The organism is Mycobacterium sp. ABE4_509 (genome assembly GCF_056160785.1).
The window spans coordinates 13476-35687 of record NZ_JBSWXU010000041.1; the positions used below are offsets into that span (position 1 = coordinate 13476).

Annotated in this window: 21 protein-coding genes and 1 tRNA gene; 16 read left to right on the plus strand and 6 right to left on the minus strand. The window is 68.8% G+C overall.

Features of this window, described 5'->3' with window-relative positions; genetic code table 11:
• Positions 1-22: 22 nt before the first annotated feature.
• The gene (gene bagA, locus ACXAID_RS11515; protein ID WP_475022358.1) at positions 23-1045 is read left to right on the plus strand and encodes an ATPase BagA; all 1023 of its coding nucleotides are present in this window, start codon (positions 23-25) and stop codon (positions 1043-1045) included.
• Between the two features lie 13 nt (positions 1046-1058).
• Positions 1059-2189, plus strand: a complete 1131-nt coding sequence (gene bagB / locus ACXAID_RS11520) for an ATPase BagB (protein ID WP_475022338.1) — start codon at positions 1059-1061, stop codon at positions 2187-2189.
• A 40-nt stretch (positions 2190-2229) separates the two neighbouring features.
• On the opposite strand, the gene ACXAID_RS11525 is transcribed toward bagB, so the two are convergent.
• Positions 2230-2586 (minus strand): WhiB family transcriptional regulator, encoded by a 357-nt coding sequence (locus ACXAID_RS11525; RefSeq protein WP_475022339.1) that lies wholly within the window; start codon positions 2584-2586, stop codon positions 2230-2232.
• A gap of 319 nt (positions 2587-2905) precedes the next feature.
• On the opposite strand from ACXAID_RS11525, the gene ponA2 reads away from it, so the two are divergent.
• The 7 genes from ponA2 to ACXAID_RS11560 all read left to right on the plus strand — a co-directional run bounded on the left by ponA2 (position 2906) and on the right by ACXAID_RS11560 (position 10366).
• A complete protein-coding gene (gene ponA2, locus ACXAID_RS11530) occupies positions 2906-5365 on the plus strand; it encodes a transglycosylase/D,D-transpeptidase PonA2 (protein ID WP_475022340.1) in 2460 nt (819 codons plus the stop codon).
• A gap of 55 nt (positions 5366-5420) precedes the next feature.
• Positions 5421-6386, plus strand: coding sequence for a metallophosphoesterase (locus tag ACXAID_RS11535; RefSeq protein ID WP_475022341.1), 966 nt, complete (start codon positions 5421-5423; stop codon positions 6384-6386).
• Positions 6383-7483, plus strand: coding sequence for an L-cysteine desulfhydrase Cds1 (gene cds1 / locus ACXAID_RS11540; protein ID WP_475022342.1), 1101 nt, complete (start codon positions 6383-6385; stop codon positions 7481-7483). Before ACXAID_RS11535 ends, cds1 begins: the two co-directional genes overlap by 4 nt.
• Positions 7484-7727: 244 nt before the next feature.
• Positions 7728-7801 (plus strand) — tRNA-Pro (locus ACXAID_RS11545).
• Positions 7802-7964: 163 nt separating this feature from the next.
• Positions 7965-8249, plus strand: a complete 285-nt coding sequence (locus tag ACXAID_RS11550; RefSeq protein ID WP_475022343.1) for a type VII secretion target — start codon at positions 7965-7967, stop codon at positions 8247-8249.
• A 3-nt stretch (positions 8250-8252) separates the two neighbouring features.
• Positions 8253-9623, plus strand: coding sequence for a hypothetical protein (locus ACXAID_RS11555; RefSeq protein ID WP_475022344.1), 1371 nt, complete (start codon positions 8253-8255; stop codon positions 9621-9623).
• Between the two features lie 20 nt (positions 9624-9643).
• On the plus strand, positions 9644-10366 hold the full coding sequence (locus ACXAID_RS11560) for a hypothetical protein (protein ID WP_475022345.1): 723 nt from the start codon (positions 9644-9646) through the stop codon (positions 10364-10366).
• Between the two features lie 51 nt (positions 10367-10417).
• On the opposite strand, the gene ACXAID_RS11565 is transcribed toward ACXAID_RS11560, so the two are convergent.
• Positions 10418-11242, minus strand: coding sequence for a hypothetical protein (locus ACXAID_RS11565; RefSeq protein ID WP_475022346.1), 825 nt, complete (start codon positions 11240-11242; stop codon positions 10418-10420).
• A gap of 37 nt (positions 11243-11279) precedes the next feature.
• Positions 11280-12902, minus strand: coding sequence for a PP2C family protein-serine/threonine phosphatase (locus tag ACXAID_RS11570; RefSeq protein ID WP_475022347.1), 1623 nt, complete (start codon positions 12900-12902; stop codon positions 11280-11282).
• Positions 12903-13185: 283 nt separating this feature from the next.
• On the opposite strand from ACXAID_RS11570, the gene ACXAID_RS11575 reads away from it, so the two are divergent.
• Positions 13186-14109 carry a phosphatase PAP2 family protein gene (locus tag ACXAID_RS11575; protein WP_475022348.1) on the plus strand — a complete coding sequence of 308 codons (924 nt, stop codon included), beginning with the start codon at positions 13186-13188 and terminating at the stop codon, positions 14107-14109.
• Positions 14110-14115: 6 nt separating this feature from the next.
• Here the strand turns inward: ACXAID_RS11575 and ACXAID_RS11580 are convergent, their stop codons facing one another.
• A complete protein-coding gene (locus ACXAID_RS11580; protein ID WP_475022349.1) occupies positions 14116-14253 on the minus strand; it encodes a hypothetical protein in 138 nt (45 codons plus the stop codon).
• A gap of 68 nt (positions 14254-14321) precedes the next feature.
• Positions 14322-14990: an SIMPL domain-containing protein gene (locus ACXAID_RS11585; RefSeq protein WP_475022350.1), complete on the minus strand. Its 669-nt coding sequence runs from the start codon at positions 14988-14990 to the stop codon at positions 14322-14324.
• An 88-nt stretch (positions 14991-15078) separates the two neighbouring features.
• Here ACXAID_RS11585 and ACXAID_RS11590 point away from each other — a divergent pair, with 88 nt between their 5' ends.
• From ACXAID_RS11590 to ACXAID_RS11610, 5 genes are read left to right on the plus strand one after another with little or no spacing between them, the layout of a single operon-like run.
• Positions 15079-16287 carry a DUF7847 domain-containing protein gene (locus ACXAID_RS11590; protein WP_475022359.1) on the plus strand — a complete coding sequence of 403 codons (1209 nt, stop codon included), beginning with the start codon at positions 15079-15081 and terminating at the stop codon, positions 16285-16287.
• Position 16288: 1 nt separating this feature from the next.
• Positions 16289-16939 (plus strand): DUF4129 domain-containing protein, encoded by a 651-nt coding sequence (locus tag ACXAID_RS11595; RefSeq protein WP_475022351.1) that lies wholly within the window; start codon positions 16289-16291, stop codon positions 16937-16939.
• The gene (locus ACXAID_RS11600) at positions 16936-18084 is read left to right on the plus strand and encodes a DUF4350 domain-containing protein (RefSeq protein ID WP_475022352.1); all 1149 of its coding nucleotides are present in this window, start codon (positions 16936-16938) and stop codon (positions 18082-18084) included. Before ACXAID_RS11595 ends, ACXAID_RS11600 begins: the two co-directional genes overlap by 4 nt.
• Before the next feature lie 38 nt (positions 18085-18122).
• Complete coding sequence (locus tag ACXAID_RS11605) at positions 18123-19043, plus strand: AAA family ATPase (protein WP_475022360.1); 921 nt, start codon at positions 18123-18125, stop codon at positions 19041-19043.
• Between the two features lie 9 nt (positions 19044-19052).
• The gene (locus ACXAID_RS11610) at positions 19053-20375 is read left to right on the plus strand and encodes a DUF58 domain-containing protein (protein WP_475022353.1); all 1323 of its coding nucleotides are present in this window, start codon (positions 19053-19055) and stop codon (positions 20373-20375) included.
• 7 nt (positions 20376-20382) lie between these two features.
• Here the strand turns inward: ACXAID_RS11610 and ACXAID_RS11615 are convergent, their stop codons facing one another.
• A complete protein-coding gene (locus ACXAID_RS11615; protein ID WP_475022361.1) occupies positions 20383-21375 on the minus strand; it encodes a stage II sporulation protein M in 993 nt (330 codons plus the stop codon).
• A gap of 28 nt (positions 21376-21403) precedes the next feature.
• Here ACXAID_RS11615 and ACXAID_RS11620 point away from each other — a divergent pair.
• On the plus strand, positions 21404-22212 hold an 809-nt coding region (locus tag ACXAID_RS11620), incomplete at its 3' end, for an RDD family protein (protein WP_475022354.1).

The following is a 22212-nucleotide window of genomic DNA, read 5'->3' on the forward strand; positions in this document are numbered from 1 at the left end:
GATCGGGCTTGGTTAGCATGCACTGGTGGCAACCACTCCGAACGGATCGACGATGATCGGTTGGCCGTCCCGCCTGACGAAGGCGCGTCTGCACTTCGTCAGCGGCAAGGGCGGCACCGGTAAGTCCACGATCGCGGCGTCGCTGGCGCTCGCGCTGGCGGCCGGCGGCCGCAAGGTGTTACTGGTGGAAGTCGAAGGGCGCCAAGGTATTGCGCAGCTCTTCGACGTTCCGCCACTGCCCTACGAAGAGGTCAAGATCGCGACCGCCGAGGGTGGCGGGCAGGTCAACGCGCTGGCGATCGACACCGAGGCCGCGTTCCTGGAATACCTCGACATGTTCTACAACCTGGGACTGGCCGGCCGCGCGATGCGGCGTATCGGTGCGGTCGAGTTCGCGACGACGATCGCACCCGGCCTTCGCGACGTGCTGCTGACCGGCAAGGTGAAGGAGATCGTGACCAGGACGGAGAAGGGCAAGAGCACGGCCTACGACGCCGTGGTGGTCGATGCGCCGCCCACCGGCCGGATCGCGCGCTTCCTCGACGTCACCAAGGCGGTCTCCGATCTGGCCAAGGGCGGACCGGTGCATTCGCAGGCCGAGGGCGTGGTCAAGCTGCTGCACTCCGACCTGACCGTCATCCATCTGGTGACCCTGCTGGAGGCGTTGCCGATCCAGGAGACGGTCGAAGCCATCGGCGAGCTGCGCGAGATGGACTTGCCGATCGGCAGCGTGATCGTCAACCGGACCATCCCGGCCTATCTGGCTGCCGACGATCTCGCGAAGGCCGCCGAGGGCGACATCGACGCCGACGCCGTGCGCTCCGGGCTGGCGGAGGCCGGGATCACGTTGAGCGACGCCGACTTCGCCGGGCTGCTCACCGAGACCATCCAGCATGCGACCCGCATCGCCGCCCGCGCCGAGAGCGCCGAACAGCTGGTGGAGATCGACGTCCCCCGGCTGGAACTGCCCACGCTGCCCGACGGAGTCGACCTGGGCAGCCTGTACGAATTGGCCGAGTCGCTCGCCCACCAGGGCGTGCGGTGAGCGGAGGGAACCGATGAGCACCACCCCACCGGCCCTGGACATGGCCGCCATCCTGCGTGATACGTCGAACCGGGTCGTGGTCTGCTGCGGCGCGGGCGGGGTCGGCAAGACGACGACCGCCGCGGCGATGGCCATGCGTGCCGCCGAGTACGGCCGCACCGTGGTCGTGCTGACGATCGACCCGGCCAAGCGACTGGCCCAGGCTCTCGGGATCGAGGATCTGGGCAACACCCCGCAGCGGGTCCCGCTGGCCCCGGAGGTGTCGGGCCAGCTGTTCGCGATGATGCTGGACATGCGCCGCACCTTCGACGAGATGGTGGTGCAGTACTCGGGGGACGGCCGCGCCGACGCGATTCTGGAGAACCAGTTCTACCAGACCGTCGCCACCTCGCTGGCCGGCACTCAGGAGTACATGGCGATGGAGAAGCTGGGACAGCTTCTGGCCGAAGACAAGTGGGATCTGATCGTGGTGGACACCCCGCCGTCACGCAACGCGCTGGACTTCCTCGACGCACCCAAGCGGCTGGGCAGTTTCATGGACAGCAGGCTCTGGCGGCTGCTGCTGGCGCCCGGTCGCGGCATCGGCCGGTTCGTCACGGGTGCGGTGGGGCTGGCGATGAAAGGCATGTCGACCGTCCTCGGATCGCAGATGCTCTCCGATGCCGCGGCCTTCGTGCAGTCGCTGGACGCGACGTTCGGCGGTTTCCGGGAGAAGGCCGACCGCACCTATGAGTTGCTCAAGCGGCGGGGCACCCAGTTCGTGGTGGTTTCGGCCGCCGAACCGGATGCGCTGCGCGAGGCGTCGTTCTTCGTCGACCGACTCTCCACCGAGCGCATGCCGCTGGCCGGTCTGATCCTCAACCGCACCCACCCGACGCTGTGCGAGCTGCACGCCGACAAGGCGGCCGAGGCCGCCGAGGAACTGGAGAAGACCGATCCGACGTCGGTGGCGGCCGCCGCGCTGCGGATCCACGCCGACCGCGCCATGACCGCCAAACGGGAGGTACGCCTGCTGTCGCGGTTCACCGGGGCCAATCCGCACGTGGCGATCGTGGGAGTGCCATCGCTGCCCTTCGACGTGTCCGACCTCGATGCGCTGCAGGCGATCGCCGACCAGATCGCCGGAGATTCGACCGCGGCCTGACCCGACCTGACCCGGCCCAGCGGACAGTTAGCTCGGCGAGTTAGCCGGCACTGCGGTGTTTGCGCTGAGCGGCAAAGAAGTCCGCCCAGGAGACGACCTCGGGGTGCTGCTTGAGCAGGGCGCGCCGCTGACGCTCGGTCATCCCACCCCACACACCGAACTCGACGCGGTTGTCGAGGGCGTCGGCACCGCATTCGGCGATGACCGGGCAGTGCCGGCAGATCACCGCAGCTTTTCGCTGTGCTGCACCGCGGACGAACAACTCGTCTGGATCGGTTTGGCGACACCGCGCCTGGGAAACCCAGGCAATACGGTTCTCTGCCTCCGCGCCGTGAAGAATGGACTCGGCGGACGGATTGATGGTGGTCCTGCGAGCGGCGGGCTTAGTACCTGACACCAGCGATCCCCTTCGTTCTGGCCGCGCCCCGACAACGCAGACGAATGTTCCCCAACGAACCTGCAGACGTTCATCGCAACTGCGACCTACGCCACACTGCGAGCAGTGAGTGTGATCTGCATCGCACTGTGTTGTCAACTTAGGTGGTCAGGACTGTTCAGCGCAATACGTCTGTGACCACTTTTTTGGGACGCCCGTGCCGCCAGGCCGCCCAAATTGACGATTTCGGCGTTTCGTCGCACGTGACAGCACGTGACAGCATGTGCACCGGAGGCCGCTCGACGGATCGGTGCCCGCAGGTCGTCGCTACGCTGTACTCATGCCGGAGCAGCCCCCGACCCCGCCGCCGCCGCGGACGGTCACGGTCATCAAGCTCGCCTGGTGCGTCCTGCTGGCCAGTGTGGTGGCCGCCGGTCTGATGTTTCCGGTCGTCGGCGGCATCGGGCTGATGTCCAACCGCGCGTCCGACGTCGTTGCCAACGGCTCGGCGCAACTGGTCGAGGGCGAGGTGCCGCAGGTGTCGACGATGGTCGACGCCGAGGGCAACCCGATCGCGTGGCTGTACACCCAGCGACGCTTCGAGGTGCCCAGCGATCAGATCGCCAACACGATGAAACTGGCGATCGTCTCGATCGAGGACAAGAGATTTGCCGAGCACAACGGTGTCGACTGGCAGGGCACGCTGACCGGTTTGTCCGGATATCTGTCGGGCAACCTCGACACCCGTGGCGGGTCGACGATCGAGCAGCAGTACGTGAAGAACTACCAGCTGTTGGTCATCGCCCAGACCGATGCGGAGAAGCGCGCCGCGATCGAGGTCACCCCGGCACGCAAGCTGCGCGAGATCCGGATGGCGCTGACCCTGGACAAGACGTTCACCAAGCCCGAGATCCTGACCCGCTACCTGAACCTGGTGTCGTTCGGCAACGGTTCGTTCGGGGTGCAGGACGCCGCCCAGACCTACTTCGGTGTCGACGCCTCCGAACTGAACTGGCAGCAGGCGGCGCTGCTGGCCGGCATGGTGCAGTCGACGAGCACGCTGAACCCCTACACCAACCCCGACGGCGCGCTGGCCCGCCGCAACGTGGTGCTCGACACGATGATCGAGAACCTGCCCGAGTACGCCGACGAGTTGCGTGAGGCCCGCAATCAGCCGCTGGGTGTGCTGCCGCAGCCCAAGGAGCTGCCGCGGGGCTGCATCGCCGCCGGCGACCGGGCCTTCTTCTGCGACTACGCGCTGGACTACCTGGCCCGCGCCGGGCTCAGCAAGGACCAGGTCGCCAAGGGCGGCTACCTGATCAGGACGACGTTGGACCCCGTTGTGCAAGGTTCGGTGAAATCCGCGATCGACGGCATCGCCTCCCCCGACGCACAGGGCGTGGCCAGTGTGATGAGCGTGATCCGTCCCGGGCAGGAGTCCCATCCGGTGCTCGCGATGGCCAGCAACCGGACCTACGGACTGGACCTCGACGCCGGCGAGACCATGCAGCCGCAGCCCTTCTCACTGGTCGGCGACGGCGCCGGCTCGATCTTCAAGGTGTTCACCACTGCCGCGGCGCTGGAGATGGGCATGGGCATCAACGCCCAACTCGACGCGCCCTCGCGGTTCGAGGCCAAGGGCCTGGGAACGGGCGGTGCACGCGGATGCCCGCCCGAGACGTGGTGCGTGCAGAACGCCGGCAACTACCGGGGCTCGATGAGCGTCACCCAGGCGTTGGCGACCTCGCCGAACACCGCGTTCGCCAAACTCATCGCGCAGGTCGGGGTGCAGCGCACCGTCGACATGGCGGTCAAGCTGGGGCTGCGGTCCTACGCCCTGCCCGGCACCGCACGCGACTACGACCCGGACAGCAACGAGAGCCTCGCCGACTGGGTGAAGCGGCAGAACCTCGGCTCGTTCACGTTGGGGCCGATCGAGGTCAACGCGCTGGAGTTGTCCAACGTGGCCGCCACCCTTGCCTCGGCCGGCGTGTGGTGCCCGCCGAGCCCGATCGAGGCGGTTTTCGACCGGACCGGCGAGGAGGTCGCGGTCACCACCGAGACCTGCGAGCAGGTGGTGCCCGAAGGGCTCGCCAACACTCTTTCGGTGGCGATGAGCGAGGACGACCGGGGTTCCGGCACTGCTGCGGGCGCGGCGGGCTCGGTCGGCTGGAGTCTGCCGATGTCGGGCAAGACCGGCACCACCGAGGCGCACCGCTCGGCGGGCTTCCTGGGGTTCACCAACCAGCTGGCCGCGGCCAACTACATCTACGACGACTCGACCTCGCCCGGTGAGCTGTGCTCGTTCCCGCTGCGACAGTGCGGCAACGGAAACCTCTTCGGCGGCAACGAACCCGCCCGGACGTGGTTCACCGCGATGAATCCGATCGCGACCAACTTCGGTGAGGTCGTCCTGCCCCCGACCGACCCCCGCTTCGTGGACGGCGGTCCGGGCTCGCGGGTGCCCAGCGTCGCGGGAATGGGACTCGACACTGCGCGGCAGCGGCTGCGCGAGGCCGGCTTCCAGGTCGCTGACCAGGCCACACCGGTCAACAGCACCTCGCGGCAGGGCGCCGTGGTCGGGACCTCCCCGAGCGGCCAGACCATCCCCGGATCGATCATCACGATCCAGGTGTCCAACGGCATCCCGCCGGCTCCGCCGCCACCACCGCCGGGTGCCCCGCCGCCGGGCGGTCCGCCCCCGGTCGGCCAGACGGTGATCGAGATCCCGGGTCTGCCGCCGATCACGGTGCCGGTGCTGGGGCCGCCACCGCCGCCGGCCCCACCACCGCCGGGCTGAGCCGGTCGGGGACCGACGCCCTGTGCTGCTGCGGCGGTGGCAGTAGGCTGCGTTCATGGTTGTCGCCTCACCTGGAACACTGCTGAAGTCCACCGCCGCCGCTTCGCTGGGCACGCTGGTGGCCGGAATCGGGTACGCGTCGGTGATCGAACGCAATGCATTCGTGGTGCGCGAGGCGACGATGCCGGTGCTCACCCCCGGCTCATCGCCGCTGAAGGTGCTGCACATCAGCGACATCCACATGCGGCCGACGCAGCGCCGCAAGCAGGCCTGGTTGCGTGATCTGGCCGGCTGGCAGCCCGACCTGGTCGTCAACACCGGCGACAACCTGGCCCACCCCAAGGCGGTGCCGGCCGTCGTGCAGGCCCTCGGTGACCTGCTGTCGCTGCCCGGTGTGTTCGTCTTCGGCAGCAACGACTACTTCGCGCCGAAACTGAAGAATCCGGCGAACTACCTCACCAACCCCAGCCACCGGATCCACGGTGAGCCGCTGCCCTGGCAGGACCTGCGCGCCGCGTTCACCGAGCGCGGCTGGCTGGACATGACCCACACCCGGCGCGAGTTCGAGGTCGCCGGATTGCACATCGCAGCGGCCGGGGTCGACGATCCGCATCTGACCCGCGACCGCTACGCCACCATCGCCGGCCCGGCCAACGCGGCGGCCAATCTGACGCTCGGGCTCACGCACTCCCCGGAACCGCGCGTGCTGGACCAGTTCGCCGCCGACGGCTACCAGCTCGTGATGGCCGGCCACACCCACGGCGGGCAGCTGTGCCTGCCGTTCTACGGGGCCATCGTGACCAACTGTGAACTCGACCGCTCCCGCGCCAAGGGGCCGTCGCAGTGGGGTGCCCACACCCAGCTGCACGTGTCGGCGGGCATCGGCACCTCGCCGTTCGCGCCGCTGCGGTTCTGCTGCCGCCCGGAGGCGACGCTGCTGACCTTGGTGGCCGCCCCGACCGGCGGATCGGATATCGAGACGCGCGAGGGGCAGTCGCATCCGACCGTGTCGGCACGGTGAGCCAACCGGCCGTGTCGGCCTGCCGCCAGTCCCGCGCGTGGGTGGACAACGCGGTGCGGCTGATCGAGGCCGACGCCAGACGCAGCGCAGACACTCACCTGCTGCGTTACCCGTTGCCACGTTGGGCCGCCGAGGCCGGGGTGACGCTGTACCTGAAGGACGAGTCGACCCATATCACCGGCAGCCTCAAGCACCGCCTGGCCCGGTCGCTGTTCCTCTACGGGCTGTGCAACGGATGGATCAACTCCGACACCACCGTCATCGAGGCGTCCTCCGGGTCGACCGCGGTCTCCGAGGCCTACTTCGCCGATCTGATCGGGGTGCCCTTCATCGCGGTGATGCCGCGCTCGACGAGCGCGGCCAAGGTCAAACTGATCGAATCACAGGGCGGCACCTGCCATTTCGTCACCGAGTCGGCGCAGGTGTATGACGAGGCTCAGCGGCTGGCCGAGGCGACCGGCGGGCACTACCTCGATCAGTTCACCAACGCCGAGCGGGCCACCGACTGGCGGGGCAACAACAACATCGCCGAGTCGATCTATCAGCAGATGGGCCAGGAAACCCACCCGGTCCCGGACTGGATCGTGGTGGGTGCAGGCACCGGCGGCACCAGCGCGACGATCGGCCGCTACATCCGCTACCGTCGCCACCCCACCCGGCTGTGCGTGGTGGATCCGGAGAACTCGGCGTTCTACCCCGCTTACCTGTCCGGGGATCCCGACGTGGTGACCGGGATGTCCTCACGCATCGAAGGCATCGGCCGGCCCCGCGTGGAGCCGTCGTTCCTGCCCGGCGTGGTGGATCGGATGGTGTCGGTACCCGACGCGGGTTCGGTGGCCGCCGCACACCACGTCAGCCGGGTACTCAACCGCCGGGTCGGACCGTCCACCGGCACCAACATCTGGGGTGCGTTCGGCCTGCTGGCCGAGATGGTCGACACCGGATGCAGCGGCTCGGTCGTCACGCTGCTCGCCGACAGCGGTGACCGCTACACCGAGACCTATTTCAGCGATGAATGGCTGACCAGCCACGGGCTCGACCCGTCGGAGTCGGCCGGTGTGCTGGCCGAGTTCGAGCGGTCGGGCCGCTGGCCCTGATCCCCGGAGCCGCGGGTGAGCGGACCGTCGGAGGTCAGGAACAGCCACAGCGCGGCCAGCGCGAAGAAGCCCAGGTAGAGCGATGCGCCTAACCCAGTCATGTGACGCCTCGATTCCGTCGATCGTGTTTCTCAGTGTGCATAACGCCACCGACAACCCCGGTCCATCCCACGGCGTGTCGCGGACCGGTGCTGCGCGTTTGGCTTCAACCTCACCCGGTGCGATACGCTGTCGTGGCTTCACGCGGGGTGTGGCGCAGCTTGGTAGCGCGCTTCGTTCGGGACGAAGAGGTCGTGGGTTCGAATCCCGCCACCCCGACTCACGTCGTAGCAGGTGAGAGGCCCTGACTGGTTCTTCCGGTCGGGGCCTTCTTGCCGTCCGGTGGGATTCCGGAAAGCCGAAAATTGGTGACGGGTGGCACCGCCGGGCTCGGCTAGGCTTTTCTCCGGACCGTGGAGTCGATCGGCGGACGGGGGGTGCCATGCAAGTCGACCCGGAGGTTCTGCGCGCCTTCGCCGGCCAGGTCGACATCGCCTCGGGGGTGATCCGTGAGGCCGACGTCGGGACCAGGGTCACCACGGCCGCCGACGGCCTGGACGGATCGACGACCCAGTGGGCGGCGCGCCTTGTCGGCGCTCACGTGACAGAGGTTGTCGACCAGATCGCCGCCCACGTCGCCGACATGGGGGCGGCGGTGCGCGGCGCGGGCAACGCCTATGAGGTGACCGACGAGGATCTGGCCGGCAGCTTCGAGGGGATCTTCTGACCCGTGCTGCCGTCCCGTTCCCGGCTGGAAGGCTGGAGCCCCGAGTCGCTGACCGCCACCGGCAAGGCCATCGTGGACGCCGGCAACGCCGTCCACAATTCGGTGACATCGATGAGCACCAACATCGCAACCATGCCGGACACCAAGGCATGGTCCGGGGACGCTCATGAAGCGGCGGTCCAGATGTTCGAGCGGGCGGAGGGCGAAACCGGCACCTTCTCCAGGGGCACGACGGCGATCGGCGACGCGTTCACCAAAGGCGCCGACTCCATCGGTGGTGCGCGGACCGCGCTGCTCGACAAGGCAGACGAGATCGACATGAGCGGTCAGCTGCACGTCAGCGATCAGTGGGTGGTTCTGATCACCGGAGCGCAGATGACGGCCGAAGAGGCGGCCGCACTCGAGAGGCGCGCCCAGACCGAACAGATCACGGTCAACACGCTGCTGTTGGCGGTCGGCGCCGCCGACGACGAGACCGCCGCGAACGTGAGCAGCGCAGCCACCGAACTCGGGTTCGAGGTGCCCGACCCCACCGGCCTGGATGGCATGCTGGCGCCGGGCGCCGAGCGGCCCGCTGACGAAGTGCCCAACCCCTCGAACCCGGTCGGTTTTCTGCAGCAGGCCATGCTCCGGGACGCCGACATGTCGCAAACAATTCGGGATATCGACGAGGAAACGCACTACAACCCCGACACCGGCGAGGAGTGGTACACAACGACGACTTACCACATGCAGGACGGCAGCAAGCACGTCAAGACCGTCAATGCCACTTCATCCTTCTCGGATCGAAGCCCGGCCATCACCGAAGAGTATTTCGACAAGGACGGCAACCTCATCTCCAGAAGCAGCTCGGTCACCTACGAAGATTGGGCGCGGGACGGCATGGCCAATGCGCATGTGACATACGTTGAAATGGCCAATGGCACCCGCGTCACGCTCATCGAACGCCCCAATGGGAGTAGGAGCGCCACAGTCACCACGCCGGGTCGCCCTCCGGCGGACGTTCGACTGGATCTGTTCAATCACCCCATCCTCAGCACCACCGGTGCCGCCTTCAGCGGTTTGGAGGAGCAAGCTGACCGCGGTATCCCGTGGCTTGCCGATGAGGCAAGCGACCACATCAGGGTCGGCGCCAAGTACGGGGGCCCAGCTGTCGGTGTCACGACTGCGCTTTGGGACATCGCGGTCGCAGATTCCGGGTTCGAACGATGCGTTGCCACAGCTGAGGGGGCCGCCTCGGTCACATCGGGTGTCCTTGCCGGAATGGCGACTTCGGGGGCAGGGCCAGGGGTGGCCTTCGCGGTGGCTCTCGCGGCTTCTGGCGGAGGTCAGGCGCTCGGCAATTGGATCGGCAACACGTTTTGTCCGCGATGACAGGCTCCAGCCGAGCGATCGTGATCTCAGTTGTGCTCGCTGGTCTCGGAATATCGGCCGGCGTGTGGGCCGGAGCGTGGCTGCTTCGCGGAAGCTATCTGACGGCCCTGATCGTTCTCGTGCTAACGGTATGGGCGTTCGGTTTCGCCGTCTACTTCCTCTATTCCATTTCAGGGGGAGCGCGGCCGAGAACTGAAAGCGGCCCGGCGGGAACGCTTCTCCAGCCTGACAAGGTCTCGGACGTTTCATTGATTGCTGCGACCTCGGCAGTATCCATCGCCGCTGGGCTATACCTGCTCCTCGCGCCCCTTGGGATGGTCGACTATGTCCCGACGGGAGTAATGCGGACAATATTTCCTCTTGGTTGCGTCGCCCTGGTCGCGTTCGGCGCACCAACCTTGTACCGGATGGTCAAGCACCGAAGTGGAGGCCATCTGCGTCTCGATCCGGACGGCTTCGAAGTATGGAACGGCCAATGGGGGACATTCCGGCGGGGCACCTGGGATGAGATCGAGCAGATCCTTGATCATCGGCCGCGAGGCAGCAAGCCCTTCAACAAAGTGATCGTGTTTGTCCTGCCCAAAGGACGGACCGCCATGTTGATCGCCGACGCCATCACCGGCAACAGCGACGCTCTTCGGGAATGGGTGCGTTTCTATTGGCAACACCCCGAATACCGCCAGGAGCTCGTCGACAGCCGCGGCCTGCAACGTCTCGACGATGAGAGGTTCACCGTCGAATGACGCTCATGCAGAACGGAGCTGGAAGATAACCCCGGCCTCGCGGCCCCGCAATCACCCCGGTCCGCGGCGCGAACGCAGGGCCTCCAGGTCATCGGCGATGAATCCCTCGATCCAACTGCGCAGCATCACGGCGTCGAACGGTTCGGCGTAACCGTCACCATCGATTTCGTAGATGTAGTCGCCGTCGCCGTCGACCTGGACCCACTGCAGGATGCCGCGATTGGGATCGACACCCCAATGCCGTGCCGGCTCGGTCCGCGACTGCACGGTCCCGGTCGCCACCACATCGCGCTCGTCGACAACGGCCACCACCGGGTCGGGGTGGCTGACGTGGTCGGCCAGGAAGCTGAGATCGTCGTTTCCGTCCGGGATCTCAGCGGCGTCGGGAACCCGATCGTCCCGGCGCGTGACCGCGATGCGCTGGTGGGCACCCGCACCGACCAGCCCGGCGGAGTCGGCGACCACGGCACCCAGCTCCTGCGGCGACACCGCGTAGACGTCGACGACGTCGACGCCGTCACTGTCACTGCCCTGCACCGCAACAAAAGCCGATCCGTCCACCCGCACACCGTGCAGACGAAGGTCCGGCCTGTCCCCGGCGATCCAGTGCACGCGGCACTCAACGCACACGTCCGGTCGCAGCAGGGCTTCCAGCCACCCTCGAACGCCTCGAAGATCCCCGGCGTTCAGCCGGTCCTCGATCGGCTGGACGCCCCTGGTGGCCAGCCACAACGACCCGACCGGCCGAGTGCGCCCCAACGGAAACGGCACCATGTCGCGGCCGTACAGCTCGCAGGCCGACTCCAGATCGACCACCGCCACACTGCCCACCGGTTCCTGCGAAACCGTCGCCGACAGACTCGGCTGATACCTCATGGCGCCCATTGTGCAGTCCTTGACCTCGGTGCGGTGTTCAGTGAAAAGTCACCAGCACCATCGAGCAGTCGTCCTCGAACGTCCCGTCGATCGTCACAGCGCGCAGCTGGTCGATGAGTTCATCGAGCGACCAGCCCGCCGATCTGGCCCATTCGGTGACCCGAAACCGGAATCCGCTCGGAGACAGTTGCCTGCCGTCGGTGAGCTGCAGTTCGCTCGCCCCGTCGCTGTAGAGCAGGAATCGGCATCCACGAGGTACCGGGAACGCCTGCGAGGTGAACTCGGTTTCGTCGAACATCCCGACCGGCGCCGCGGGGGTGGACAGCGCGGCGACCGTGACCGCGTCGTCCCCGTCGGAGGTGAACGCGAGCGCCGGCGGCGAGCCGGCACTGGCATAGCGCAGCATGCGCGTGGAGGCGTCGTAGACGCCGTACCACATGGTGAAATACCTGTCGTTGTGCTGCTCCATATGGAACAGGCCGTTGAGCTCGGCGAGGACGGCGGCGGGTTCCAGGAGCGTCTCGGTGTGAATCGAGCCCGAACGCAACAGATTGTGCGCGGAGACGGCCAGCAGAGCCGGTTCGATGCCGTGGCCGGACACATCGATCAGATACACGACCAGGTGGTCGTCATCGATCCAGCGGTGATCGAAACAATCGCCGCCGAGTTCCAGCGACGGCAGGTAGCGCGACGTCACGGTGACCGGGCCGTCGAGATCGCGGGGCAGGATCGACGCCACATAGATGGCGGCGCTGTGCAGTTCCGTCGTCAACTGGTCGCTCTGCTGCTGAAGCCGCCCGGCGAGATCCGCGACGCGTCGGGTGTAGGAGACCGCGACGGTGCCGACCACGATGGTGCCGGCCGTCGTCGACAGAATGAGCCCCTCACGTTCGCCCACCCCGAGCGCGAGCAGTACCCGCCACGACATGCCAACCAGGATCGGAAAGCTGGCCACGACCACACCCAGCCGAATCAGCGGTCCGCGATTGGATTCGGTGAGAATCCAGGCTCTCGGCGCCCCATCGGGCCGCAGTATCAACGCCGCCCCGCTCAGCAACGCCAGGCACACCGCGGTGCCGATGGCCATTCCGGTCGACTCCGCAACCGCCACCAGCGAAACGGCGTCGAAAACATAGGACAAGATCGCGATGCCCGGAATCGTGAGCCCGCCGAGGACAGCCGCAGTCCACACGGTGCGGACAATCGGCCGATTCGTCGGCGGCCACACCACGGTGCAGGACAGCAGCAAGGTGGCCAGAGCAGTCAGCGGGCTGGGCCGGCCCGGCCAACTCTCCTGCAGTTCGAGCACCGATTCGCCGAACCAGATCAGGTCGATGCCGAAGTCCTTGCCGGTCAGGTATTCGGCGAGGACGACGACGGCGGTGACGCCGACGGCGGCCGCCGCGCCGCGCCCGGCCCACAGCCAACCGGACGCCGCAGCGTTGGATTGTGCCAACACCGCGGCCCCGAGACCGGCCAGCCACAGCGCCGTCCAGGGCGTCATCTGCGGCCAGGTGGATACGATCCGCGTCAGCCCGTCGATTCCGGCGGCCCAGCCGATCCAATCGAGGGCAGCCACGAGCAGCACCAGCAGGACGGCCGAGCGTCCCCAGCGAATCAGCTTGGCCTCGCCCGGGAGCCGGTTCCGTCTGTCCTTCATTCCGGCAGCCACCCCCGACCGGCGAGTTGGATGCCTAACACTACTGCCCGCCACACCCGGTGGCCGAGCTTTCGGAACCTTGCCGACCAGCCTGTTTCGACCGACGGGGGCCGCGTCGCTTGTCGGCATCGTCGGCGCCGACGATGATGGTCACGGATCCGATGCCCCGATACCGGAGAAACCGTCACAGGTAGGAGACCCTCGCCGGGCAACACACGGGGACCACACCGTTGTAGGGTCCGGGCACCGTCCAGCGATGCGATGTGAGGGATATCGGGTGGCAGTGAGCACCGAAACGGCCGTGGTCGTCGACGGCGACCGACGCCGGCGCCGGGCCCGCCGCCGCTGGACCCTGGTGCTGGTCGCCGCCCTGCTCTTCGGTGCCGCCGTCTACCTGGTGGCCGTTCAGACCAGGACCGGCCAGCGCCTCGAAGACGTCGCGATGCTCGGCGCCAACCAGGTCGACGCTGGACTGCGCGATTGGGCGGAGCGGCAGTTCCACACCATCACGGTGACCTCGCAGCTGAGCGCGGCGGTGATCGTGGCCGTGATCGGGTTGCTGCGCCGCCAACTGTGGCTCGCCGTCGCCGGGGTCGGTGTCATCCTCGGCAGCCAGGCCGTCACCCAGGTGCTCAAGTACCACCTGCTCACCCGCCCCGATCTCGTCACGATCACCGGCGTCAATGCGGAGAACACCTTGCCCAGCGGTCACACCACCGCGGCGATGTCGCTGTTGTTCGCGACGCTGATCGTGGTGCCCTACCGCTTCCGCGGTATCGCGATGTTCTTCACGCTGTCCTGGGCGGTCGGGATCGGCGCGTACACCGTGATTCTCAAGGCTCACCGGCTCTCGGACACGCTGGCCGCCGACGCGGTGGCGCTGGTGGTGGCCTGCGCGGCATCGCTGTTCCTGGCCCGCACCGGGCGCATCCGCGCGGTGGTGTCCCCGGGCGCGGCCCGCTACACGCTACGCACGGTGTTCGTCGTGCTGGTCGGCGCCGTGGGGACGGTCAGCCTGACGCTGGGCACCGCCCAGGTGCTCGACGCGGCGTCGGCGCACGTCAACGACAGGCCGACCGCGTGGCACCTGTTCCTGGGATCGCAGTGGCTGGCCGCGGCGGGTTCGGTGGCCGCGGCACTGCTGTTCTGGTGGACCTGGCACCGGTTGGAGTCCAAGCGCAGCGGCGACCCGGTCACCAGCCGCTAGTCCCGGTCAGGCGGTCGGCTCGTCGGCGTCCTTGTCCACATCCGGGGTGTCCTCGCGATGTTTGCCTTCCTGCTCGGCCTCGCGCGCCGCACGTGACGCGGCGGAGCCCTCTTCGTCGTCGTAGATACCTTTGCCTCGAGTCACAGGGCCTCCTTTCGGCGTGAAACGGTGCGCAATCGTTCGGGGTACCCCGATGCCCGGCACCAAAACTGTCAGGCGCCGGCCTGGAAACGCCCGTCGACGGCGCCGGTGAGCTCGATATCGCGGGGTACCAGCTCGACATCGCGCCCGGCGCCGGCCGGGGCGGCCGCGGCACGCAGTGGCATCGCCGCCGGTTCGTCGGACCTCGCTCCGGCCAGCATCCCGGGCTCGGCGATCGCCACCGGTTGCACCTCCCCGAGACCGAGGGCGTCGGCGTACTGCTGGGCGCGTGCCTGCGCGTCGAGCACCGCGCGGCCGCGGACCTCACGCAGGAGTTCGTCGCGGCGGGCCGGGGTCAGCTCCCAGGCCACGTCGTCGATGCGGATGCCCTCGATTCCCGCGACCTGCTCACTCATCCAGGCCGACAGCGCGGTGAAGTCGCTGAACTGCACCTGCAGCCGCACCGCGGCGTGGTGTACCAGCGGTAGCCGGACACCGTCCTGGTGCCAGGGCCGGTTGGACCAGGTGCGCAACCGGTCGGCCGACCATGTCGTGACGGGGCTCTTGCCGTCACCGGTCAGCGGGTCCAGCGAAGCCCTGACCATCTCGAGGTCGCCGGCCACCCGCTGGTAGACGGGGTCGATCGCCGGCCCCTCGAAGGAGATGGTGGCGCGCACCGTGGCCCGTTCGGGTGGGTGGCGCGTGGTGTGCGCGCCCCGCACGGTTATTTCGGTCGCCATATCAGCCAGTATCGCGCGTTGCTGGGCTCGGCCGTGCCGACGGCATCCGACGTTGTCATTCGTTGCCGTGATCGACAAGATGGTGACCATGACCAACGACACCGGCGGCTACGGGACGCCGGGGGCGCCCGGCGCGCCACCACCCGGCTACCCGCCCCCCGGGTATCCGGGGTATCCGCCGGGCTACGGTCCGCCTCCCGGGTACGGCCCCCCACCGGGCTACGGTCCCCCTCCCGGCTACGGCCCCCCACCGGGATACGGTCTGCCACCGGGATACGGTCCGCCGCCGGGTTACGGCGCTCCTCCGGGATACGGCCCGCCGGTGCTCAAGCCCGGTGTCGTCCCGCTGCGGCCGCTGACACTGTCGGACATGTTCAACGGCGCGGTGGCCTACATCCGCGCCAACCCCAAGGCCACGCTGGGCCTGACCACGATCGTCGTGGTGGGCGCGCAGGTCATCGCGCTGCTGTTGTCGTTCTGGCCGTTCGCCTTCACCGGCGACCTGGCCGAGTCCCTCGACGGGGACACCGCCTCCACCGAGGTGCTGGTCAGTTGGATGGCCTCCAGCCTGGCGGCCACCCTGACCACCGCGCTGTCGACGATCCTGCTCAGCGGGATGCTGACGGTCGTGATCGGCCGAGCCGTGTTCGGCGCCGGAATCACCATCGGACAGTCCTGGCAGCGCCTTCGGCCCCGGCTGTGGGCGCTGATCGGGTTCACCGTGTTGGAAGCCCTCGGCGCGGTCCTGCTGATCGGCCTGGTGATGCTGGTCATCGTCGGCGTCGCGGTCACCGCCAACGGCGCCGTTGCGTTCCTCATCGGCGCGCCGCTGGTGCTGGCCCTGATCGCGGGCCTGATCTACCTCGGCACGATGCTGGCGTTCACACCGTCGGCGATCGTGCTGGAGCGCCGCGACGTCATCTCCGCGATCAAGCGATCGTTCACCCTGATAAAGGGGGACTTCTGGCGGGTGTTCGGGATCCGGCTGCTCGCGGTGATCGTGGCACAGTTGGTGGCCGGCGCGGTGGCCATCCCGTTCAGCATCAGCGGACAGATCGTGTTGAGCGAGTCCATGTCGACGACCGCGGCGATGGCGGCGATGGTGTTGTTCTCCGTCGGCGGCGCCTTCGGTCAGATCGTCACGGGCCCGTTCAGCGCCGGGGTCATCGTGCTGCAGTACACCGATCGCCGGATCCGGTCGGAGGCCTTCGACCTTGTTCTGCAGACCGGTGCGGCAGCCGGCCGTGGCGCCGCACCGGAGAGCACCGACGACCTGTGGCTGACCGGCCAGCGCTGACGTGGCCGAAGTCGACATCGGGCGCGACGCGGCGCATGACGCCGCACAGAACGAGCTCGCCAAGGCGATCTATCCCAAACCGTCGCTGAGCGAGCAGATCATGCGCTGGATCGAGGACCTGCTCTACCGGGTGATGGCCCGCGGCGCGGAGTTGCCCGGCGGTTGGTTCACCGTGGCGGTGCTGGTGGTGCTGCTGCTGGTCGCGGTCGTCGTGGCGGTGCGCATCGCCCGCCGGGCCATGCGCACCAGCCGGGCCGGGCGTGTCACGTTGTTCGACGAGCACGAACTCAGCGCGGCCGAGCACCGCGCAACCGCCGAACGCTTTGCAGCAGCTGAAGACTGGGCGCCGGCCATCCGCCACCGGGTGCGGGCGGTGGCCCGCCAGCTCGAGGAGAACGGCGTGCTCGATCCCGGTCCGGGCCGGACCGCCACCGAGTTGGCCCGCGTCGCCGGCCGCGCGCTGCCCGGCCTGGCCGACGACCTGACCGCGGTGGCGGAGGCCTTCAACGACGTCACCTACGGCGAGCGTCCCGGTTCGCAGGACCGGTACCGGATGGTCGCGGCGCTGGACGGCAGGCTCGGTGACCGTGGCGCGGCCGGGCCGGGCGAGCTGACTCCGGCGGCCCCGCAGAGCTGGGCCGAGGTGCGATGACAGATCCGTCGACAGCGGTCGGCTCGACCCTGACCGCGCGGTGGCGCGGCCTGCGTTGGGTACTGCTCGCCGTCGTGGTCCTCGTCGCGGTGGCCGCCCTCGGCGCCTACCTCACCACGCCGCGAACGGGCGGGCGGATGGATCCACAGTCCACCTCCGGCGACGGTGCCCATGCGCTGGTGACCCTGCTGCGCGAGCAGGGTGTGACGGTCATCGAAGTCAACGATCTGGCCACCGTCGAACGTGAGGCGCGCCCGGACACCCTGCTACTCGCCGCGCAGACCTATCACCTCTACGGCGAGGACCTGTTGGGCCGCCTCGCGGCCCTGCCCGGTGACCGGCTGCTGGTGGAACCGCTGGGCACCACCCGCGAGGCGCTTGCTCCCGCACTCGAGGGCGGCGACCCCACCGAGTTCGGCGGGCTGCGACCCGAATGCGACCTGCGCGCGGCGTCCCGTGCCGGCACCGTCCGCTTCGACGGCGCCGAGACGTTCGAAGCGGCCGGCGCAATCCCGGTCACCCGCTGCTACGAAGGGGCGCTGGCCCGCTACACCACCGGCGACCGGACCGTCACGGTGGTGGGCAGCGCCCACTTCATGACCAACGCCGGACTGCTCCAGGAGGGCAACGCCGCGCTGGCGATGAACCTGGCCGGCGACCGGTCCAGGGTCATCTGGTACGCGCCACAAACCCGCCAGGCCGACGTATCTGGCGGCGATGCAAGACTTTTCGACCTGATCCCGAATCAGGTGACCTGGCTCGTCTGGCAGTTGGTGCTGGTCGTTGTGTTGCTGGCGCTGTGGCGGGTCCGCCGGATCGGCCCCCTGGTGGCCGAGCGGCTGCCGGTCGTGGTGCGGGCCTCGGAGACCGTCGAGGGCCGCGGCCGGATGTACCGGTCGCACCGGGCCCGCGATCGCGCCGCCGAAGCGCTGCGGGCCTCGACCCTGCACCGCATGCTGCCCCGGCTCGGGCTCGGGCCGAACGCAACCCAGCAGGCCGTCGCCCACGCCGTCAACCAGCGCTGCGGTCTGGACCCCCGGCAGGTGACCCATACTCTCTACGGGCCGGCACCGGACACCGACACCGACCTGGTGAGCCTTGCCCGCGGACTCGACGACATCGAAAGGCAGGTCGCACAGTCGTGACTCAGACCACCCAGCACGAGGACGCCCGCACCGCGCTGATGGCGCTGCGCGCCGAGATCGCCAAGGTGGTCGTCGGCCAGGACGCGGTGGTGAGCGGACTGGTGATCGCCCTGCTGTGCCGGGGCCACGTGCTGCTCGAAGGGGTGCCCGGCGTGGCCAAGACGTTGCTGGTGCGCACCCTGGCGGCAGCGTTGCAGCTGGACTTCAAGCGGGTGCAGTTCACCCCGGATCTGATGCCGGGCGACGTGACCGGCTCGCTGGTCTACGACGCACGCACCGCGGAGTTCGAGTTCCGCGCCGGGCCGGTGTTCACCAACCTGATGCTGGCCGACGAGATCAACCGCACGCCGCCCAAGACCCAGGCCGCGCTGCTCGAGGCGATGGAGGAGCGGCAGGTCAGCGTGGACGGCGAACCCCGCCCGCTGCCCGACCCGTTCATCGTGGCGGCCACCCAGAACCCCATCGAGTACGAGGGCACCTATCAGCTGCCCGAGGCGCAGCTGGACCGGTTCCTGCTCAAACTCCAGGTGGGTCTGCCGCCGCGCGATCAGGAGATCGCGATTCTGCAGCGCCACGCGCACGGTTTCGACCCGCGTGACCTGACGTCGGTCCGGCCGGTCGCCGGCCCGGCGGAGTTGGCGGCGGGCCGGGAGGCGGTGCGCCGGGTGCTCGTCGGCGACGAGGTTCTGGGCTACATCGTCGACATCGTCGGGGCGACCCGGCAGTCCCCGTCCCTGCAGCTGGGTGTGTCACCTCGCGGCGCGACCGCTCTGCTGTCCACGTCGCGCTCGTGGGCGTGGCTGTCCGGACGCAACTACGTCACCCCCGACGACGTCAAGGCGATGGCCCGGTCGACTTTGCGCCATCGGGTGGCGCTGCGGCCGGAGGCCGAACTGGAGGGCGCGAACGCCGACGGGGTCATCGACGGCATCCTGGCCGCTGTGCCGGTGCCGCGTTAGCGCCGACCCGTGGTTCTCACCGGTCGTGTCGCGTTGGTCGCGCTGCTGTGTGCGGTGCCGATCACGCTGGCACCACGCCCTGCCCTGGTTTTCGGTGTCCTGCTGGCCGCGCTGGCGACAGCCGTCGTCGTCGACGCGGTGCTGGCCGGCAGCCCGCGCAGGCTTCGGTTCGAGCGCAGCGGACAACAGTCCGCGCGGCTGGGACAGCCGGCGGCCGTCGGCTTGACCGTCAGCAACGACGGACGCTCCCGGTTCCGTGGTGTCGTCCGCGACGCGTGGGCGCCCAGCGCCCGCGCTCAGCCACGCACCCATCCGGTGAACATTGCCGCCGGGCAACGGATCCGGACCGAGACCGAGCTGCGTCCGGTGCGCCGCGGCGATCAGGTCTCGGCGCTGGTGACCGCCCGGTCGGTGGGCCCGCTGGGTTTGGCCGGGCGTCAGTGTTCACACGAGGTGCCCTGGCAGATCCGGATCCTGCCACCGTTCCTGTCCCGTAAGCATCTGCCGTCGCGGCTGGCGCGGCTGCGCGAACTCGAAGGGATGACTCCGGTGCTGATCCGTGGCCAGGGCACCGAATTCGATTCGCTGCGCGAGTATGTCGTCGGCGACGACATCCGCTCGATCGACTGGCGCGCCACCGCCCGCAGAGCCGACGTCGTGGTGCGCACCTGGCGGCCGGAACGGGACCGCCGGGTGGTGATCGTGCTGGACACCGGCAGGACGTCGGCGGGGCGGGTCGGGGTGGATCCGACCATGTCGGACCCCGGCGGGTGGCCCAGGCTGGACTGGTCGATGGACGCCGCGCTGCTGCTCGCCGCGCTGGCCGCCCGCGCCGGTGACCACGTCGATTTCCTCGCCCACGACCGGGTGACCCGGGCCGGGGTGTTCAGCGCCTCACGCACCGAGCTGTTGGCACATCTGGTCGACGCGATGGCCCCGCTCGAGCCTGCGCTGGTCGAGTCGGATGCCCGGTCGATGGTCGCCACGGTGCAGCGACGGGTGCGCCGCAGCGCGCTGGTGGTGCTGTTGACCGACCTGAACGCCTCGGCGATCGACGAAGGGCTGTTCGGGGTGATTGCGCAGCTGACGGCCAAGCACCGGGTGTTGCTGGCTGCGGTCTCGGACCCACGGGTGGAGGCGCTGGCGGCCGGACGCGCCGATGCCGTCGCCGTCTACGACGCCGCGGCCGCCGAACGCGCCCGCCACGACCGCAGCTCGGTGGCCTCCCGGTTGCGGGGACGGGGTGTCGATGTGGTCGACGCGCCGCCGGAGGAACTGGCCCCCGCACTGGCCGATCACTACCTCGCGATGAAGGCGGCCGGCCGGCTGTGAGGTCCGGTCAGGACGTGGGTACGTAGTCGGGCGCGTTGTCGATGTCGCCGGTCTCCCCGGCCCGCGCCGCCTTGGCGCCGAAATAGAACACATACCCCAGGAAAGCGAGTTCGACGGCGATGCCGATGGCGACGCGGGCGAATGTCGGCAGCGGCGACGGTGTCACGAAGCCCTCCACGAGGCCGGCCACAATCAGTACCACCACCAGTCCGATGGCCACCGCGATGACGGCACGCCCCTGCTCGGCGAGCACCTGGGCCCGCGGCCGGTCGCCCGGGGAGATCGCCGACCAGCCCAGCCGCATCCCCGCCCCGGCGGCCAGGAACACCGCGGTGAGTTCGATCAGCCCGTGCGGGGTGATCAGGCCGAGGAAGATGTCGCCCTTGCCGGCGCCGAACATCAGCCCGGCGCTGAGCCCCAGGTTCAGCGCGTTGTTGAACAGCACCCACGGGATGGGGATGCCCAGCAGGATGGCCGAGGCGATGCACTGCACCGCGATCCAGGCGTTGTTCGCCCACACGCTCAACGCGAACGACCCCGCGGGGTTCTCGCTGTAGTAGGCCGCGAAGTCGTTGTTGACCAGCTGCGCGATCTCCTCTGGTGTGGCTATCGCCGCCTGCACCTCGGGGTTGTTGGCGATCCACGCGGCGATCACCGCCGCGACGACGAAGAAGCCGGCGGCCGAGCCCAGCCACCACCGCCAGGTTCGGTAGGCGACCACCGGGAACGACACCGTCCAGAAGCGGATGAACTCCTGCCACAGCGGGGCGTGCGCCCCGGTCACCACCGACCTGGCCCGTGCGACCAGCCCGGACAGCCGCCCCACCAGGACCGCGTCCGACGACGCCGAGCGCACGATCGACAGATGCGTCGAGACCCGCTGGTAGAGCTCGACGAGCTCGTCGACTTCGGCGCCGTCGAGTTTGCGGCGCCGCTTCACCAGCTGGTCGAGGCGATCCCAGGAGGGCCGGTTGGCCATGACGAACGCATCGACATCCACGGCGGCCATGCTAGTAGCGTTGGCGGCTATGGTCGGTTCACAGCAGCCCGTGGTGACCGGGGACGCGGTGGTGCTCGACATCCAGATCGCCCAGTTGCCGGTGCGTGCCCTGTCGGTGCTCATCGACATCGTCGTGATCTTCATCGCCTACATCGTCGGGGTGATCCTGTGGGCGACCACGCTGGCCCAGTTCGATTCGGCGTTCTCGGCCGCGGTGCTGATCATCTTCACGGTGCTGGCCCTGGTCGGCTATCCGGTGATCTTCGAAACCGCCACCCGGGGTAAGACGTTGGGCAAGATGGCGCTCGGGCTGCGGGTGGTCTCCGACGACGGCGGGCCCGAGCGGTTCCGCCAGGCGTTGTTCCGCGCGCTGGCCGGTGTCATCGAGATCTGGATGCTGACCGGGGGTCCGGCGGTGATCAGCAGTCTGATCTCGTCGAAGGGCAAGCGCATCGGCGACATCTTCGCCGGAACGGTGGTCATCACCGAGCGTGCGCCGCGGCTGCCGGCTCCCCCGCTGATGCCGCCGCAGCTGGCGCGGTGGGCGTCGACGCTGGAGCTGTCCGGGCTGGACGCCGAGCAGGCCGAGCTGGCCCGGCAGTTCCTCTTCCGTGCTCCCCAGCTGGCGCCTCAGGTGCGTGATGAGATGGCCTTCCGGATCGGCGCTGAGGTGTTGTCCAGGATTTCGCCGCCGCCACCGCCGGGCACGGCGCCGGCGATGGCGCTGGCGGCTGTTCTCGCCGAGCGTCACCGGCGGGAGTTGTCCCGGCTTCAGCCGCAGGCTCCCCCGGCCGGATGGCCGCCGCCCGCCCCGTATCCGCCGTTGCCCCCGTATCC

Coding starts and splice junctions, on each gene's coding strand:
- bagB (WP_475022338.1), top strand. CDS start 1,059: ATGAGCACCACCCCACCGGCCCTGGACATGGCCGCCATCCTGCGTGAT.
- ponA2 (WP_475022340.1), top strand. CDS start 2,906: ATGCCGGAGCAGCCCCCGACCCCGCCGCCGCCGCGGACGGTCACGGTC.
- ACXAID_RS11535 (WP_475022341.1), top strand. CDS start 5,421: ATGGTTGTCGCCTCACCTGGAACACTGCTGAAGTCCACCGCCGCCGCT.
- ACXAID_RS11550 (WP_475022343.1), top strand. CDS start 7,965: ATGCAAGTCGACCCGGAGGTTCTGCGCGCCTTCGCCGGCCAGGTCGAC.
- ACXAID_RS11565 (WP_475022346.1), bottom strand. CDS start 11,242: ATGAGGTATCAGCCGAGTCTGTCGGCGACGGTTTCGCAGGAACCGGTG.
- ACXAID_RS11570 (WP_475022347.1), bottom strand. CDS start 12,902: ATGAAGGACAGACGGAACCGGCTCCCGGGCGAGGCCAAGCTGATTCGC.
- ACXAID_RS11585 (WP_475022350.1), bottom strand. CDS start 14,990: ATGGCGACCGAAATAACCGTGCGGGGCGCGCACACCACGCGCCACCCA.
- ACXAID_RS11590 (WP_475022359.1), top strand. CDS start 15,079: ATGACCAACGACACCGGCGGCTACGGGACGCCGGGGGCGCCCGGCGCG.
- ACXAID_RS11600 (WP_475022352.1), top strand. CDS start 16,936: ATGACAGATCCGTCGACAGCGGTCGGCTCGACCCTGACCGCGCGGTGG.
- ACXAID_RS11605 (WP_475022360.1), top strand. CDS start 18,123: ATGGCGCTGCGCGCCGAGATCGCCAAGGTGGTCGTCGGCCAGGACGCG.